At 47.8% G+C, this 15,813-nt stretch carries 12 protein-coding genes, 16 tRNA genes, 1 rRNA gene and 1 riboswitch; of the genes, 2 read left to right on the forward strand and 27 right to left on the reverse strand.

Features of this window, described 5'->3' with window-relative positions; translation table 11 throughout:
- Positions 1-204: 204 nt before the first annotated feature.
- The gene (locus AC2CGA_RS06495) at positions 205-1,140 is read right to left on the reverse strand and encodes an amidohydrolase family protein (RefSeq protein ID WP_025852219.1); all 936 of its coding nucleotides are present in this window, start codon (positions 1,138-1,140) and stop codon (positions 205-207) included.
- 256 nt (positions 1,141-1,396) lie between these two features.
- Here AC2CGA_RS06495 and katA point away from each other — a divergent pair, with 256 nt between their 5' ends.
- Positions 1,397-2,842: a catalase KatA gene (katA, locus tag AC2CGA_RS06500; RefSeq protein ID WP_003155420.1), complete on the forward strand. Its 1,446-nt coding sequence runs from the start codon at positions 1,397-1,399 to the stop codon at positions 2,840-2,842.
- 71 nt (positions 2,843-2,913) lie between these two features.
- On the opposite strand, the gene AC2CGA_RS06505 is transcribed toward katA, so the two are convergent.
- From AC2CGA_RS06505 to AC2CGA_RS06530, 6 genes are all read right to left on the reverse strand, one after another.
- On the reverse strand, positions 2,914-3,879 hold the full coding sequence (locus tag AC2CGA_RS06505) for an ABC transporter ATP-binding protein (RefSeq protein ID WP_057080142.1): 966 nt from the start codon (positions 3,877-3,879) through the stop codon (positions 2,914-2,916).
- A complete protein-coding gene (locus AC2CGA_RS06510; protein ID WP_043866938.1) occupies positions 3,872-4,858 on the reverse strand; it encodes an ABC transporter ATP-binding protein in 987 nt (328 codons plus the stop codon). The genes AC2CGA_RS06505 and AC2CGA_RS06510 overlap by 8 nt, the downstream gene beginning before the upstream one ends.
- Positions 4,855-5,760, reverse strand: coding sequence for an oligopeptide ABC transporter permease (opp4C, locus tag AC2CGA_RS06515; RefSeq protein WP_046559440.1), 906 nt, complete (start codon positions 5,758-5,760; stop codon positions 4,855-4,857). The genes AC2CGA_RS06510 and opp4C overlap by 4 nt, the downstream gene beginning before the upstream one ends.
- Before the next feature lie 12 nt (positions 5,761-5,772).
- On the reverse strand, positions 5,773-6,729 hold the full coding sequence (locus AC2CGA_RS06520) for an ABC transporter permease (protein ID WP_046559439.1): 957 nt from the start codon (positions 6,727-6,729) through the stop codon (positions 5,773-5,775).
- A gap of 68 nt (positions 6,730-6,797) precedes the next feature.
- Positions 6,798-8,519: an ABC transporter substrate-binding protein gene (locus AC2CGA_RS06525; protein WP_139885185.1), complete on the reverse strand. Its 1,722-nt coding sequence runs from the start codon at positions 8,517-8,519 to the stop codon at positions 6,798-6,800.
- A gap of 2 nt (positions 8,520-8,521) precedes the next feature.
- Entirely contained in the window at positions 8,522-8,701 is a 180-nt protein-coding gene (locus AC2CGA_RS06530; protein WP_015388515.1) for an FbpB family small basic protein, read from the reverse strand.
- 254 nt (positions 8,702-8,955) lie between these two features.
- Here AC2CGA_RS06530 and AC2CGA_RS06535 point away from each other — a divergent pair, with 254 nt between their 5' ends.
- The gene (locus AC2CGA_RS06535) at positions 8,956-10,311 is read left to right on the forward strand and encodes an FAD-binding oxidoreductase (protein WP_284622544.1); all 1,356 of its coding nucleotides are present in this window, start codon (positions 8,956-8,958) and stop codon (positions 10,309-10,311) included.
- A 40-nt stretch (positions 10,312-10,351) separates the two neighbouring features.
- On the opposite strand, the gene thiC is transcribed toward AC2CGA_RS06535, so the two are convergent.
- The 20 genes from thiC to rrf all read right to left on the reverse strand — a co-directional run bounded on the left by thiC (position 10,352) and on the right by rrf (position 15,672).
- The gene (gene thiC, locus AC2CGA_RS06540) at positions 10,352-12,124 is read right to left on the reverse strand and encodes a phosphomethylpyrimidine synthase ThiC (protein ID WP_052585567.1); all 1,773 of its coding nucleotides are present in this window, start codon (positions 12,122-12,124) and stop codon (positions 10,352-10,354) included.
- Positions 12,125-12,245: 121 nt separating this feature from the next.
- Positions 12,246-12,356: riboswitch (TPP riboswitch) on the reverse strand.
- A 49-nt stretch (positions 12,357-12,405) separates the two neighbouring features.
- Positions 12,406-13,104: a Type 1 glutamine amidotransferase-like domain-containing protein gene (locus tag AC2CGA_RS06545; protein WP_484480150.1), complete on the reverse strand. Its 699-nt coding sequence runs from the start codon at positions 13,102-13,104 to the stop codon at positions 12,406-12,408.
- A 37-nt stretch (positions 13,105-13,141) separates the two neighbouring features.
- The gene (locus AC2CGA_RS06550) at positions 13,142-13,666 is read right to left on the reverse strand and encodes a Na+/H+ antiporter NhaC family protein (RefSeq protein ID WP_139885183.1); all 525 of its coding nucleotides are present in this window, start codon (positions 13,664-13,666) and stop codon (positions 13,142-13,144) included.
- A 191-nt stretch (positions 13,667-13,857) separates the two neighbouring features.
- Positions 13,858-13,939, reverse strand: a tRNA-Leu gene (locus tag AC2CGA_RS06555).
- Between the two features lie 246 nt (positions 13,940-14,185).
- Positions 14,186-14,274, reverse strand: a tRNA-Leu gene (locus AC2CGA_RS06560).
- Between the two features lie 7 nt (positions 14,275-14,281).
- Positions 14,282-14,352, reverse strand: a tRNA-Cys gene (locus tag AC2CGA_RS06565).
- A gap of 6 nt (positions 14,353-14,358) precedes the next feature.
- Positions 14,359-14,433, reverse strand: a tRNA-Gly gene (locus tag AC2CGA_RS06570).
- A 53-nt stretch (positions 14,434-14,486) separates the two neighbouring features.
- Positions 14,487-14,558, reverse strand: a tRNA-Gln gene (locus tag AC2CGA_RS06575).
- Between the two features lie 9 nt (positions 14,559-14,567).
- A tRNA-His gene (locus tag AC2CGA_RS06580) sits at positions 14,568-14,643 on the reverse strand.
- Between the two features lie 29 nt (positions 14,644-14,672).
- Positions 14,673-14,746: transfer RNA gene (locus tag AC2CGA_RS06585), tRNA-Trp, on the reverse strand.
- Positions 14,747-14,756: 10 nt separating this feature from the next.
- A tRNA-Tyr gene (locus tag AC2CGA_RS06590) sits at positions 14,757-14,841 on the reverse strand.
- A gap of 11 nt (positions 14,842-14,852) precedes the next feature.
- Positions 14,853-14,925 (reverse strand) — tRNA-Thr (locus AC2CGA_RS06595).
- A gap of 3 nt (positions 14,926-14,928) precedes the next feature.
- Positions 14,929-15,004: transfer RNA gene (locus AC2CGA_RS06600), tRNA-Phe, on the reverse strand.
- A gap of 10 nt (positions 15,005-15,014) precedes the next feature.
- A tRNA-Asp gene (locus tag AC2CGA_RS06605) sits at positions 15,015-15,091 on the reverse strand.
- 7 nt (positions 15,092-15,098) lie between these two features.
- A tRNA-Met gene (locus tag AC2CGA_RS06610) sits at positions 15,099-15,175 on the reverse strand.
- 7 nt (positions 15,176-15,182) lie between these two features.
- A tRNA-Val gene (locus tag AC2CGA_RS06615) sits at positions 15,183-15,258 on the reverse strand.
- Between the two features lie 10 nt (positions 15,259-15,268).
- A tRNA-Glu gene (locus tag AC2CGA_RS06620) sits at positions 15,269-15,340 on the reverse strand.
- A 36-nt stretch (positions 15,341-15,376) separates the two neighbouring features.
- Positions 15,377-15,467, reverse strand: a tRNA-Ser gene (locus tag AC2CGA_RS06625).
- A gap of 5 nt (positions 15,468-15,472) precedes the next feature.
- Positions 15,473-15,547 (reverse strand) — tRNA-Asn (locus AC2CGA_RS06630).
- Positions 15,548-15,556: 9 nt separating this feature from the next.
- Positions 15,557-15,672: ribosomal RNA gene (gene rrf / locus AC2CGA_RS06635) — 5S ribosomal RNA — on the reverse strand.
- Positions 15,673-15,813 lie beyond the last annotated feature (141 nt).

The raw sequence follows: 15,813 nt of genomic DNA on the forward strand, positions 1-15,813 counted from the left end.
TGCCGCATGCGATCGAAAAACAAAAAGGCTCCCATCTCCGATTGCTTGCAGAGATGGGAGCCTTCGGCGGTCCGATCGGCAACCCGTTTGTTTTTAAATTTGAATATCATGTTAATTCAAATTATTCCGACTTGTCAACTGTTTTTTGTATGAATTAAAAATGCGCCTTCCGGCATAAACCTGCCAAAGAGCGCATCGGCTGTATCACGTATTTACTTCCTTTTCTTTCCGGGCGATTTTCAATAATGTCCGCGCGTTGTTGCCGAAAATGTTTTCTATATCTTCTTCCCGCATATTGATTTCCCGGCAGGTCCTCACCTGCTCCTGAAGATATCTGTATACATATCCTCTCGGAAATCCGTTCGAATCCGTCCCGAAGATGATCCGTTCAGCACCGATTAATTCAGATGTCTTTCGAAACAGAATTTCCAAATCAAGCGGGTACGGCATCCACCTCATCCACTGATTTGAGCCGGACGTGTCAATATACACATTCGGGCAGCTCCAGCACAGCTGCAGCAGTTCCTGATAATATCCGGCGCCGAAATGCGGAATGATGAACGGTATATCAGCAAACTCTCTCGCGACGCGATAGATGGAGAGCGGGTTGATGTTGCGATGGCTGACAATGCCACCCGCTCTCCCTAAAAGTCCGAAGTGAATTAATACAGGCAGTCTTTTGTCAGCCAGATACGTCCACAGCTTTTTCAGCGACGGATCATGAAACTCGATGTCTGTCAGCGGCCCGAACAGTTTATATCCTTTCAGACCGAGCTCTTCAACCGCTCTTTTCAGCTCCTCATACGCATCCTTTTGTTCCAAAGGATGATATGCAAATCCGGTAAACCTCGCGGGATTGGCTTGAATAAACGCCGCCATCCGGTCATTGCTCTCTGCTGTTAAAAAATTCAGCACGTCAATGCCGTACTTATCTAATTCTTTCTCCCATCTTGTCATCAAAGCGATTTCGCCGTCATCGCCATCAACATCATGCGGATCAGGAAAATCCCAAGTGAGATTCATTCTTTCCGACCGCTCCCGGTTATAATCGGAAAATGTCTTATCGTTTTTGCCGAAATTAAGGCTGTACGGCAGATGACCGTGAATATCGACTGGTTTAAAATGCTGCCTGAAAAGCATACAATCGCCGCCTCCCTTACCGCCTGACAATAAAAAAAGACCCTTATCCAGTGAAGAATAAGAGCCTCTTGTGTCCAAGTCAGCGGTTTCTATTTTTCCTCATATTAAACCCATTATTCCCGTCAGTCAAGTGGGTTTTTAAACCCATACCTTCTTTTCGATAATAAAAATAATTATTTTATAATCATTATAAAATAATATTGACTTTTTACTGATAGGTGATATTATGTTCTTATAAATTTAAAGAGGTGATCACATGAGTTCAAATAAATTGACAACCAGCTGGGGCGCTCCTGTCGGAGATAACCAAAACTCAATGACGGCCGGCGATCGCGGTCCTGCTTTAATACAAGACGTCCATCTGCTTGAGAAATTGGCGCACTTTAACAGAGAACGCGTTCCGGAGCGTGTCGTTCACGCAAAAGGCGCGGGCGCACACGGTTATTTTGAAGTCACAAATGACGTTACAAAATATACGAAAGCTGCATTTCTGTCAGAAGTCGGTAAACGCACGCCGCTTTTCATCCGTTTCTCAACCGTTGCGGGCGAACTGGGCTCTAGTGACACAGTGCGCGACCCGCGCGGATTTGCCGTTAAATTTTATACAGAAGAAGGAAACTACGACATCGTCGGAAACAATACACCCGTGTTCTTCATCCGCGATGCCATCAAGTTCCCTGACTTTATCCATACACAAAAAAGAGATCCGAGAACACATCTGAAAAATCCGACGGCCGTTTGGGATTTCTGGTCTTTGTCACCCGAATCCCTGCACCAGGTAACCATTCTGATGTCAGACCGGGGCATTCCGGCGACTCTTCGACATATGCACGGATTCGGAAGCCATACATTTAAATGGACAAATGATAAAGGCGAAGGCGTCTGGATTAAATATCACTTTAAAACAGAGCAAGGCGTGAAAAACCTTGATGTTAATACAGCCGCAAAAATCGCCGGCGAAAATCCCGATTACCATACGGAAGATTTGTTCAATGCGATTGAAAACGGCGATTTCCCCGCATGGAAATTATATGTTCAAATCATGCCGTTAGAAGATGCAAACACATATCGCTTTGATCCGTTTGACGTCACAAAAGTGTGGTCTCAAAAAGACTATCCGCTGATCGAAGTCGGCCGCATGGTTCTGAACCGCAATCCGGAAAATTACTTTGCGGAAGTAGAACAGGCGACGTTCTCTCCCGGCACATTAGTCCCCGGCGTCGACGTCTCACCTGACAAAATGCTTCAAGGCCGGTTGTTCGCATACCATGACGCGCATCGCTACCGTGTCGGCGCGAACCATCAGGCGCTGCCGATCAACCGTTCCCGCAATGAAGTGAAAAACTATCAGCGTGACGGACAAATGCGTTTTGATGATAACGGCGGCCGCTCCGTCTATTACGAGCCTAACAGCTTCGGGGGCCCGAAAGAGTCACCTGAAGATAAACAGGCGGCATATCCTGTATCAGGTTTCGCTGACAGTGTAAGCTATAATCATCATGATCATTACACACAAGCCGGCGACCTGTACCGCCTGATGAGCGAGGAAGAACGCGCGCGCCTTGTCGCCAATATCGTCAGTGCGATGAAACCTGTGGAAAAAGAAGAAATTAAGCTGCGCCAGATCGGCCACTTCTACAAGGCTGATCCTGAATACGGCAGACGCGTTGCCGAAGGACTCGGACTGCCGTCACCAAAATAACATCAAAAAACCTGCCGGTCTGCCCGGCAGGTTTTTCCTGTTTATTATCAATAAAACCGTTTTTTTCTCAATTACACGAAGTGGCATGCCGCAAAATGATGAAGCCCTTTTTCTGACAGCGCCGGACTTTTCTCAGCACATATCTTCTTGGCTTCCGGACATCTCGTTCGGAATTTACAGCCTGAAGGCGGATCAGAGGGGCTCGGTATATCACCCTTTAAAATTATCCGCTCCCTTTTCGATCCGGGATCAGGAACAGGCACGGCTGATAACAGCGCTTTCGTATAAGGGTGAAGCGGCCGTGAAAAGAGCTCCTCCTTTGACGCATATTCCACAATCGTCCCTAAATACATAATGGCGACCTTCGTACATAAGTGCTCCACCACGCTTAAATCATGAGAAATGAACAAATATGACAGCCCGTGCTGTTTTTGAAGGCTGCTGAACAAATTGATCATCTGCGCCTGGATGGAGACATCTAACGCCGCCACGGGTTCATCCATAATGATAAATTGCGGCTTGAGCGCCATCGCTCTTGCAATTACGATCCGCTGCCGCTGCCCTCCGGAAAATTCATGCGGATATCGGTCGATAAAGTTTGCGGAAAGTCCGCAGGCTTCAAGAACTTCCGCCGCTTTATCACGCGCGTTCCGCTTCACCGCCAATTGATGCTCGATCATCGCTTCACCGATGGCTTCTCCAATCCGGCGCCGGGGATTTAAAGAACTGAACGGATCTTGAAAGATGAGCTGCGCTTCCGATCTGAAAGTTTTGAGCTCGCGCCGGCTCATCCGAAACACATCACGCCCCTGAAAAAACACCTCTCCCCCTGTTTTCTCATGAAGCCTCAAAATGGTCTTGCCGATTGATGACTTTCCGCTGCCCGATTCTCCCGCTAAGCCGAACACTTCTCCCTTTCCTATCGTAAAACTGACACCGTCAACCGCTTTTACGGGTTTTTTATGAGTCTTTCTCATCCCCCCATGCTTCTCGTAATATTTTTTCAGCCCCTTGACCTCCAGCAACACATCACTCATCTGCTTTCTCCTCTCTGTAAAGCCAGCACGCCGCCTGATGCCCCTTCCCGAATTCAGTAAAATGCGGGCTCGATCTCCGGCATATTTCCGTGCTGTGTTCACATCGCTCCGCAAAATAACAAGACGATCCGGACAGGTCCGCAAGCTCGGGGACCTGCCCCGGAATGGTGTACAGCGTCTCCCTTTTTTGACCGATAACCGGCTTGGCCGCGAGCAGCCCTTTCGTATACGGATGCTTCGGATCAGAAAACAGCTCTGCAACCGGTCCTTCCTCCACAATTTTTCCCGCATACATGACAATCACAAAATCAGCCATTTCAGCAACCACGCCAAGGTCATGAGTAATGAATAAAATAGACGTGCGAAATTGCTTTTTCATATCCCGCAATAAATCCAATATCTGCGCCTGAATGGTTACGTCAAGCGCTGTCGTCGGCTCGTCGGCAATGATCAGTTTCGGATCGCAGCTTAGCGCGACAGCCGTCATGATGCGCTGCAGCATGCCGCCGCTCAGCTCATGAGGATATCGGTTCATAACCTGCTCGGCATTCGGGATCTCCACTAACGTGATCAGTTCAACGGCTCTCCGCCATGCCTCTTTCTTACTCAGCAACAAATGTTCGCGAATCGGTTCGGTCAGCTGCTCACCGATTGTAAATACCGGATTCAAAGATGTCATCGGTTCCTGAAAAATCATCCCGATTTCGCTTCCGCGGATTTTCTGCATGTCTTTTGGTTTCAGTTCCAACAGGTTCTGTCCGGAAAAATGCACCGCTCCCCGTTCGATTCTCCCCGTCTCGGGAATAAGCTGCATAATGGACAATGACGCCATACTTTTCCCGCAGCCGGACTCTCCTACAATACAAACCGTTTCCTCCTCATGTATCGTAAAGCTGACATCGTCCACGGCCTTTACCGCGCCCTCCTCTGTATAAAAAGCCGTTTCCAAATGCCTCACTTCTAAAAGCGGTTTTTTCATTTCATTTTCACCTGCCGTTTTACCTTAGGATCAAAAGCGTCTCTTAAACCGTCTCCAAGCAGATGAATCGCCACAACGGTCAAAAAAATGGCCGTTCCCGGCGGAATCCACAGCCACGGGCGGAGTGTAAAATCCATAAAATGATTCGCCGCTTCCATCATGTTTCCCCAAGAAGGTGTCGGCGGAGCAACGCCAAGCCCGAGAAAACTCAGCGCAGATTCACTCAGCATCGCTCCCGCCACATGCAAAGTCGCCGCTACCAGTAATAACGGCAATGTGTTGGGAAGCAAATGATAGAGGATTTTCCGTTTATCACTAAGCCCCAAAACTTCCGCGGCCATCATAAACGGCTGCTCCTTCAGCGACAAAATCTGTCCGCGTACAAGCCGCGCCAAACCGGGCCATCCGATCAGGCTTAACATCATCATAATCAGGTACATTCTGTATTCAGAAGGCACTTTCCACTCCGACATCACCGCAGCCAAAATCAAAAGCAGCGGCAGGCCCGGGATGGACATGAGCATATCAGCAATGCGCATAATGATCATATCAGCGGCTCCCCGATAAAATCCGGCCGCAGCCCCGAGTAAAGAGCCGATGACAAGCGACAGCACCATTGAAGCAAGCCCCACGGTCAGAGAAATCTGCCCCGCCAGCATCAGCCTCGTCAGCACATCTCTCCCGTACTGGTCGGTGCCCAGCCAGTGATGAACCCCCGGATGCTGATTGGCATTTGAAATATCCGTCCGATCTGTTATGTACGGAGAAAAAGACGGCCCGATAAAGCACAATAAAAACATAAAACATAAGAAAAGAAGACTGATGACCGTCAGCTTATGCTGCAGCAGGCGGCGGTACGTCTGCTTCCAAAGAGAAGGCGGCACCTCTTTTTGTTTTTTCATTCCGAACACCCCCTATTTCAGTCTGACCCGCGGATCAACCGCGGCATAAGCGATATCCGCCAAGAAGTTCCCTACTATCGTTAAACAAGACAAAAACAAGGTAAACGCCATCAAAACCGGATAATCACGATAATGCACAGATTCCAGCTGAATATGTCCGACTCCCGGCCACCCGAAAATCTGTTCAATAATGATGGCTCCGGAAAACAGTCCCGGCAGTTCAAAAGCAAGCAGGGTGATGGCCGGAATAAGCGCGTTTTTCAACGCATGTTTCCAGATGACGGTGCGCTCTTTCAATCCCTTCGCTCTCGCCGTTCTGATATAATCCTGTCTGATCACGTCCAGCATGCCGGAGCGGAAATACCTTGTCAGCGAGCCGATGCCGAGCATAGATAAAATCACGACCGGAAGAATCATATGTCTGGCGGCTTCAAGCACGTACGAAAAACCTGTACTCGTGCTTCCGGTATCAATCATCCCGCCGACAGGCAATATTTTCAAATCCACCCCAAACCACTTAATAAACAGAAGGCTGATAAAAAAAGACGGAAACGCCATGGAAGCAAAAACAAGAAACGTCACGATCCCGTCAAACCATGAGTATTTCCTGACAGCGGATATGACACCCGTTATCATCGCGGCTGACCATGTGACAAGCAACGCCAAAAACGCGACAAAAAACGAATTCCAGACATATTTCCGAAGCAGTGACAGGACGTTCTCCTGATATTTCAAAGAAAACCCAAAATCTCCGCTGAGCACATTTCCGAGCCATGTCACATAACGCTGCCAAATCGGCTGATCCAGCCCGTAAAGCGCTTTTAACTCCTTCGCTCTTTCCGGAGTCAGGTTTACATTGGAATCAATATAGTCGCCCGGCAGCATGGCGAATAAGAAAAAAATAATAAAGGACGTACCGAATAAGATCACAAGCATTTGAATGAATCGTTCTGCGGCATACCTTTTCATAAAAAGCCCCTCCTTTCCGCTGAAAGGGCAAAATCCCCAGGATGCATCGGGTATTTTGCCCAACCGTTCTATTGAATTGAGACATTTGAGAGACTTGAACTGATTCCAGAATAATTGTCAGGCTCAAGCCCTTTTATTTTTCCGCTGACCGCCCTTGCGCTCTGACGGTAATGAATCAGAATGTAAGGCGGGTTTTCCCCGAGCTCCCGGTACAGCTGGTGATAAATTTCTTTTCTTTTGCTGATATCAAGCGTGCCGGCTCCTTTCTCTATCAGCCGGTCCGCTTTCGGATTGGAATACCCCGTCACATTATTGGGATGGCCGGAAGCCAGCTTTTCCACCGTGTCATTCGGATCAAGGATCTGCGAGGTGGAAACGGCGGCAAGGTCATATTGTTTGTCATTGATTTTCGCTACTTCTGTATTAAAATCCATCACTTCCGGTTTTAATGAGATTCCGATGTCCGCATAATTTTCTTTCGCTATCGGGATGAAATCATCATCCGCTTTAGATGTGTAATAGCTGATTTCAAGCTTTTTGCCGTTTTTTTCACGTACACCGTCTTTGCCCGTTTTCCAGCCTGCTTCATCAAGAAGCTTTTTGGCTTTTTCAGGGTTAAACGCATACCGATTGACACCTTTGTCATCATAAGCCCACGAAACCGGAGACACCGGAACATTCGCGACCTCTCCGTAGCGTTTAAAGCGGACATCGACGATTTTTTGACGGTCAAGTCCGTAAATAAGCGCCTGGGACACTTTCTTATCTTGAAAAGGCGGACGCTTGTGATTGACGTACACAAGCCCGTAATCATTCACGACAGATACGCTTATATTCGCAAAACCGAGACTTTTTAAATGCTGAACCGTATCATCATCAGGTGAGAAAGAAGCGTAATCAAGGTCACCCGTTTCAAACAGCTGAAGGGAAGTTGACGGATCGATAATTTTATAAATCAGCTTTTCCGTTTTCGGTTTTCCGGCATAATAGTGTTCATTAGCCTGATAGCGTATTTCCTGTCCCGGAAGGTATTCTGTAAATTGATAACGTCCCGCTCCGAGCGGTTTGGCATAAAGCTCTTTTAAATAGTCCAGTTTGCCGAATTGATATTTCTTCCCGTAGTAGGCTTCTGACAGCACCTGCCCGCCCAAAAGAAGCAGCGACTTCGCACTGACTTTCTCAGTCGTGATTTGAATGGTTCTGTCATCAAGGACGCGAATGCCCTCTATCGTCTTTGCCTTTCCTTCTTTGTAAGCCTTACCGCCTTTAATATAAGCCGTGGTGATATCTTCATAGCCCGCGTATGCAGGATCATGCAGCAGTGTTAAAGTGAATGCGGCATCCTTTGCGGTCAGCGGTGAACCGTCGCTGAAAACGAGATTTTTTCTTAAACGGAACGTGTATGTAAGCTGATCTTTGGAAATTTTCCAGCTTTCCGCAAGAGCCGGGGCAGGCTTCCCCGTTTTATCCAGTTTGACTAACGGTTCAAAAATAGGATCTGTCGCATTTCCATCCCAGCCGTTTTCGTAAAAATACGGCAGAAACACGCCGCCCGGCGCGGAAATCCCAGCAACAAAAGTGTCAGTTCTGGCTTTCGATTTAGCGGGAATCGCCGCCGGATGAGAAGCTTTAAATTCCTTTGTCTTGACATGGGTGATACGTGTTTCTTCCTTTTTATCAGCCGCAGATGACGGTTCTTCCCCGGCACTCCCTAACGCGCACCCTGATAACATGATGGATACCGACAGCGCGAGTACCGTTGTTTTCAACCTCCATTTTCTCTCCTTCATCTTTATCGAACCCCCGCATGCTTTTCATCTATCTTTATATAAATCTGCTCCATCTGTTCCTCATTTCTCATAATCTCCCGTTTGTTTTTCTCTACAAGCAGTTCGAAATTCAATGTGTGTTTTCTGTACTTTTTCCGCTTTTTTCTCTTTTTGCGCACATGTGATACCTTTTTTAACGCCACTTTTCATCCCTCCGCTTTTCATTTAATGACTTTCACGCAAAAAAGGCCCTTATCTGTTTAATAGATAAGAGCCTTCGGTGATCCGATCAGCCATCGTTTGGAAATATGTAATGATTATGTTAATTCATACAATCCCTACCTGTCAACTATAATTTAAAATATCGTGTCCTTCCGGGGGTTTTCCTCATACACTCTCTCATTTTTCCGCATATGCTAGAAAACATAGCAGATTACAAGTGAAAGTGAGTGAGAATGTGGAAAAGACAACATTGAGCGGTCGCATCGTCAAAAAAGATGACCCGGACTATAATGCCGCAAGAACCAATTTCAATTTAAGCCTGCAAAGATATCCAGACATCATTGTGTTTTGCCAAAACAAACATGACGCCCTCAATGCGGTGAGATGGGCACGTGAGAACAATGTGCCTTTCCGTATCAGAGGCGGAAGACACAGCTACGAAAATTTTTCCCTGTTAAATGACGGACTAGTCATTGATCTCAGTGAAATGAAGAAAATAAGAGTAAATGAGGATAAGCGGCTGGTCTCGATTGAAGCGGGAGCCGAATTGGGGGAAGTCTACCGGACACTCTGGCGGTACGGCTTGACCCTTCCTGCGGGAACCATTGCGAATGTGGGAATCACGGGGCTGACGCTGGGGGGAGGAATCGGATATTTAACAAGGACTGCCGGACTTACTTGCGATCGTCTCCTCCAGCTTGAAATGATCATAGCGGACGAAAAAGCGGGTGCTGACTTGATCACAGTCAACCGCTCAAAGCACTCTGATCTATTTTGGGCATCTCAGGGCGGAGGGGGAGGCAACTTCGGCATTGTCACTTCCATGATGTTTAAAGCCGTGCCGATCTCGTGCGTGTCTGTTTTTTCTGTCACTTGGGGCTGGGATGATTTCGAGGAAGTATTTAATACGTGGCAGCGCTGGGCTCCATTTACAGACAACCGGCTTACCTCATCAATTCAGTTTTGGCCTAAGGAAGTCAACCGCATAGAAGCGCTCGGTCAATTTACCGGGACAAAAGAGGAGCTGAAAGAACTGCTGGCTCCGTTAATGAAAGCGGGAAAACCGACAAGCGGCATGGTCAAGACAGTGCCATTTATTAAAGCGGCAGCCTTTTTTAACAACCCGGGAGGCAATCAGCCGCAAAAGATGAAGCGGTCAGGATCCTTTATTGAAAAACCATTATCAACACGCGCAATATCCACTTTAAAGCGCTATTTAGAGCACGCTCCGAACGAAAACGCCAGTGTCTGGCAGCAATCTCTCGGCGGGGCGGCCGGACGGATCGCTCCGGACCAAACGGCATTCTACTATCGCAACGCAATCATTGCCCAAGAATATATTACAACTTGGACATCTGCTGAAGAAGAAAGACAAAATGTCCGCTGGATCGAAGGACTGAGAACGTCCCTATCAAGAGAAACGATGGGAGATTATGTGAATTGGCCTGATAGAGAAATCAGAAACTGGCTGCAAACGTATTACGGAGAAAATGTTCACCGCCTCCGTCAAGTCAAAACGAAATATGATCCGGAAAATATATTCCGCTTCGAGCAGAGCATTCCGCCGCTTCGCCGTTCACCGTTTTTCTAAAAAAGATGAAGATGGATACACTCCATCTTCATCTTTTCTTTTATTGATATAAGCGGCTTCCCTTCTCTGCAAACTCTTTTGCTTTTTCTTTCAGCCCTTCATTGACGGCCTCGTCTTCAGTAAGTCCGTTTTCCTTCGCATAATCACGAATATCCTGAGAAATTCTCATGCTGCAGAACTTCGGGCCGCACATCGAACAGAAGTGAGCCGTTTTTGCGCCTTCAGCCGGCAGCGTTTCATCATGATATTCCATTGCTCTTTCAGGATCAAGCGACAAATGAAATTGATCACGCCACCGGAATTCAAACCGCGCCTTAGACAGAGCATCGTCACGGATCTGTGCACCCGGATGCCCTTTAGCAAGGTCTGCGGCATGTGCCGCGATTTTGTACGTAATGACGCCTTCTCTTACATCATCACGATTCGGCAGCCCCAAATGCTCCTTCGGCGTGACATAGCAAAGCATCGCCGTCCCGTACCAGCCGATCATCGCCGCGCCGATTGCTGAAGTAATGTGGTCATAGCCAGGAGCGATATCCGTTGTTAATGGGCCGAGCGTGTAAAAAGGCGCCTCTTTACAAATTTCCAGCTGCTTGTCCATGTTTTCTTTAATTTTATGCATCGGCACATGACCCGGTCCTTCGATCATCACTTGCACATCGTGCTTCCACGCAATCTCCGTCAATTCTCCGAGAGTCTCCAATTCCGCAAACTGCGCTTCATCATTGGCATCCGCAATCGAACCCGGACGAAGCCCGTCACCAAGTGAAAAAGCGATATCATAGGTCTTCATGATTTCACAAATTTCTTCAAAATGCGTGTACAGAAAGCTTTCCTGATGATGAGCCAGGCACCATTGCGCCATAATCGCCCCGCCGCGGGATACGATTCCCGTCGTGCGTTTAGCCGTTAACGGGACGTAACGAAGCAGTACGCCGGCATGAATGGTGAAATAATCCACGCCCTGCTCCGCCTGCTCAATCAATGTGTCACGATAAATGTCCCACGTTAAATCCTCGGCAATGCCATTAACTTTTTCAAGCGCCTGATAAATCGGCACCGTCCCCACAGGCACGGGGCAGTTGCGGATAATCCATTCACGCGTCGTATGAATGTCTTTTCCCGTGGATAAATCCATCATCGTATCGGCGCCCCAGCGAATCGCCCACGTCATTTTTTCGACTTCTTCTTCGATAGAAGATGTAACAGCCGAGTTGCCGATATTGGCATTAATTTTCACATGAAAATTCCGGCCGATAATCATCGGCTCGCTTTCCGGGTGGTTGACGTTAGAAGGAATAATCGCCCGGCCGCTGGCTACCTCGTCTCTGACAAATTCGGGAGACACATGCTCGCGAATTGCGATAAACTCCATTTCCGGCGTAATGATGCCTTTTCTCGCATAATGCAATTGTGTTACATTTTTCCCCGGCTTGGCCCGAAGCGGTTTCCGCTGCAGGCCGGGGTATTCGGCAGCATGATCTTCTTTTTTATAGCCGTTGTCTTCAGGTCTCACGGTCCGGCCGTTATATTCTTCTACATCTCCGCGCCCGGTAATCCACTTTGTGCGGAGCGCCCCCAGACCTTCATGAATATCAATCTGTACATCCGGGTCTGTATACGGTCCGCTCGTATCATAAACACGGACCGGCGCATTCTCCTCTTCCCCGAATGCCCCCGTAGTCGCACTCAGGCTGATTTCCCGCATCGGCACTCGTATGTCGGGCGAAGAACCTTCTGCATAAACCTTTTTACTGCCGGAAAAACTCGACATAATGGAAATGTTCGCTTGCTGTACTGATTGATTTTGCATACAAATCTCTCCTTTATCATTTGAATAACAGAACCAAGCTCAGCACCAGCACAAAAAAACCGGGTTCAAAGAAGAACCCGATTTTGCAGTCAGAAAGAAACTATTATTGTTTTCCTCAACAATAATAAAACCTTTACTTCCCCACGCTGGTACGAACCAGATCAGGTCCAAAGGGTTAAGAAGCCGCCGCTTCTCTCTCAGCCCGCTCAGACGGGCACCCCCAGTAACTATTGATTTCGCTCTCATCGTAACATAAGTTGTGTACAAAAAAAAGCATATTATCAAAATTCAGATAACGGAATGGTCATAAGCTCTGTTTCCCGAACGCCTTCTTCGGTATTAAAAACCCGATAACCCTTTGCGGTTTCCCGGGATGAGACAGCCCGGAACAGCTGACCGTCTTTATAATGAAGCGCAGCGCCGTCATCAGCGGCATAGCCCTCCCTGAGTTTCTTTTCAGAAATCAGACGGTGATACACCGGCCGGCGCTCCGATTCTCCGTCATAGTGCGGACAAAAGCTGCCCGGCAAAAATCCTAAAGCTGTTAACTCTCGCAAATCCCCCGCTGAATCCGTCCCCCCTTCTTCATACCAGCAAATCGCTCCAGCGCTGAGACCCGCTAAGATGATGCCGTTTTCCCAAGCCTCACGAAGAATAAGGTCAAGCCCCCACTCTTTCCATAAGACAAGCATATTGCGCGTATTTCCGCCGCCGACATATATAATATCTTTCTTCATGAGAAAGGATCTGAGATCAGAACCCGGCGGTTTAAACAGCGACAAGTGATCCGGCTCACACCGCAGCTTTTGAAAGGCCTGATAAAACCTGCCGGTATATTTCTCCGAATCTCCGCTTGCCGTCGGCAAAAAACAAACTTTCGGCTTTGACCGCGCCGACTGCTCTAAAATATACTGATCCAGCACAAGATGATCCGGCTCCATGGAAAACCCCCCGCCGCCCATTGCAATAATCTGCTTCAATGTCATCACTTCTTTTTTTCTCAAGTATAACAGCTCATTAAAAAGGCGTTATCCCAATTTCGGATAACGCCTTCAAAAAGTATTTGTTATCTGAAAAATACGCACCGTATAACACAACGGAGATCCCCGCGGCGTTAATCGCCGGAACAAGCTTCGAACGGGTACACTTCACAACATCGATCCCCAACACCGTATTATCACTGAGGGGAGAAGCAAACCAAATGTTCCGCTCGCTAATAATAAGCTGGTATGTAACTGAACCGCCAGCGTTACGCCGAGCGCCCCAAGTCCCCCAGGATGACCCGATAAAATAGGAGATAACAACCCCCAGTATAAAAAGAGACGGCGCAATAAACATATGAGGGCTCCATGATGTTAAATGAGAAGTAACATATTTCGAGAATCCCAGATTTTCAGCTACTGCTGTTACGGCCCAAATCAGCGATAACATAATAATAACGTTGACCAATTCGTTTCCGCCCTTAATAAAATGGGTAACAAGCTCGCCTGCATGAAAACGCTGAAACATAAAAAGAGCAAATACTGCAATAACCGCTGCCAATAATGCGCGCTTTTGAATGGCCGACCCACCAGCTGAGAAACAGTGTTAATCCCGATCGGAATGATTTAACTCCACGGCCGAATCGGTGTTTCCTTTTCAGCTCCTCCTGCTGCAGGTATCATGTTTTCACAAGCCTTGGAGATATTTTTATACAACAAAAAAGGCTTCTACAATATGTAGAAGCCTTTGTATACCGGTGGCCGGGGTCGAACCGGCACTCCAGAAGGAACACGATTTTGAGTCGTGCGCGTCTGCCAATTCCGCCACACCGGCATGTAATCCGTCGTGTTCAACCGACGTATATAAATATAACATGCATTTTATAAAGTGTCAATGGTTTTAGTGAAGTTTTTTCAAATGGTAATGCAGTATATACGATACAAGCAAGAAACTTATATTGATAGTCTTCACTCTTTTATTATATAAAAAAAGCGACCTGCAATATGCAAATCACTCTCATATATGTTTTATAATAAGAAAATTGATGACCAATTTAACATAATTCGCTCAAAGTTAAATTGGTGCCGAGGGCCGGACTTGAACCGGCACGGTAGTCACCTACCGCAGGATTTTAAGTCCTGTGTGTCTGCCAATTCCACCACCCCGGCAATAGAAAGGCGACACCCGGATTCGAACCGGGGATAAAGGTTTTGCAGACCTCTGCCTTACCACTTGGCTATGCCGCCGTAATTTGGAGCGGAAGACGGGATTCGAACCCGCGACCCCCACCTTGGCAAGGTGATGTTCTACCACTGAACTACTTCCGCAACATGTAAAAGAACTTAATACATCTTATGCTGTTGTTTTCAAAAAAATGCAACTGGGCTAGCTGGATTCGAACCAACGCATGACGGAGTCAAAGTCCGTTGCCTTACCGCTTGGCTATAGCCCAATGATAATATGGGGCGATTGATGGGAATCGAACCCACGAGTGCCAGAGCCACAATCTGGTGCGTTAACCACTTCGCCACAACCGCCATAATCTGAAGATGAATAAATAATATAGTGGCAGGGGCAGTAGGAATCGAACCCACACCGGAGGTTTTGGAGACCTCTGTTCTACCGTTAAACTATGCCCCTATTTATAAAATGGTGGAGGGGGGCAGATTCGAACTGCCGAACCCTGAGGGAGCGGATTTACAGTCCGCCGCGTTTAGCCACTTCGCTACCCCTCCATCATTTAGAGTGCCGGCCAGAGGACTTGAACCCCCAACCTACTGATTACAAGTCAGTTGCTCTACCAATTGAGCTAGACCGGCAAATGGTGGCTCGGGACGGAATCGAACCGCCGACACACGGATTTTCAGTCCGTTGCTCTACCAACTGAGCTACCGAGCCTTTTTATAAATGGCGGTCCGGACGGGACTCGAACCCGCGACCTCCTGCGTGACAGGCAGGCATTCTAACCAACTGAACTACCGGACCATTTTTTTGGTTGCGGGGGCAGGATTTGAACCTGCGACCTTCGGGTTATGAGCCCGACGAGCTACCGAACTGCTCCACCCCGCGATGATAATGGTGGAGGATGACGGGCTCGAACCGCCGACCCTCTGCTTGTAAGGCAGATGCTCTCCCAGCTGAGCTAATCCTCCATCATATAAGTGACCCGTACGGGATTCGAACCCGTGTTACCGCCGTGAAAGGGCGGTGTCTTAACCGCTTGACCAACGGGCCCTGGTATTTTTTCGTTTGTTATGTATTGATAATTAGTGGCGGAGAGCAAGGGATTCGAACCCTTGAGACGGGGTTACCGCCTACACGATTTCCAATCGTGCTCCTTCGGCCACTCGGACAGCTCTCCATAATTGGCTCCGCAGGTAGGATTCGAACCTACGACCGATCGGTTAACAGCCGATAGCTCTACCACTGAGCTACTGCGGAATGAAGTCTGCCTGGCGATGTCCTACTCTCACAGGGGGAAACCCCCGACTACCATCGGCGCTGAAGAGCTTAACTTCCGTGTTCGGCATGGGAACGGGTGTGACCTCTTCGCCATCATCACCAGACGTTTTAGTGACATGTATTATTATACTATGTATTTCAGAAAAAGCAAGAGTTTTTTTGAAAAAATTCTCTCAAAACTAGATAACAGTAAGCATACATTCAAATTGGTTAAGTCCTCGATCGATTAGTATCTGTCAGCTCCA

The sequence above is a fragment of the Bacillus sp. SYZHCR11 genome (assembly GCF_057196865.1).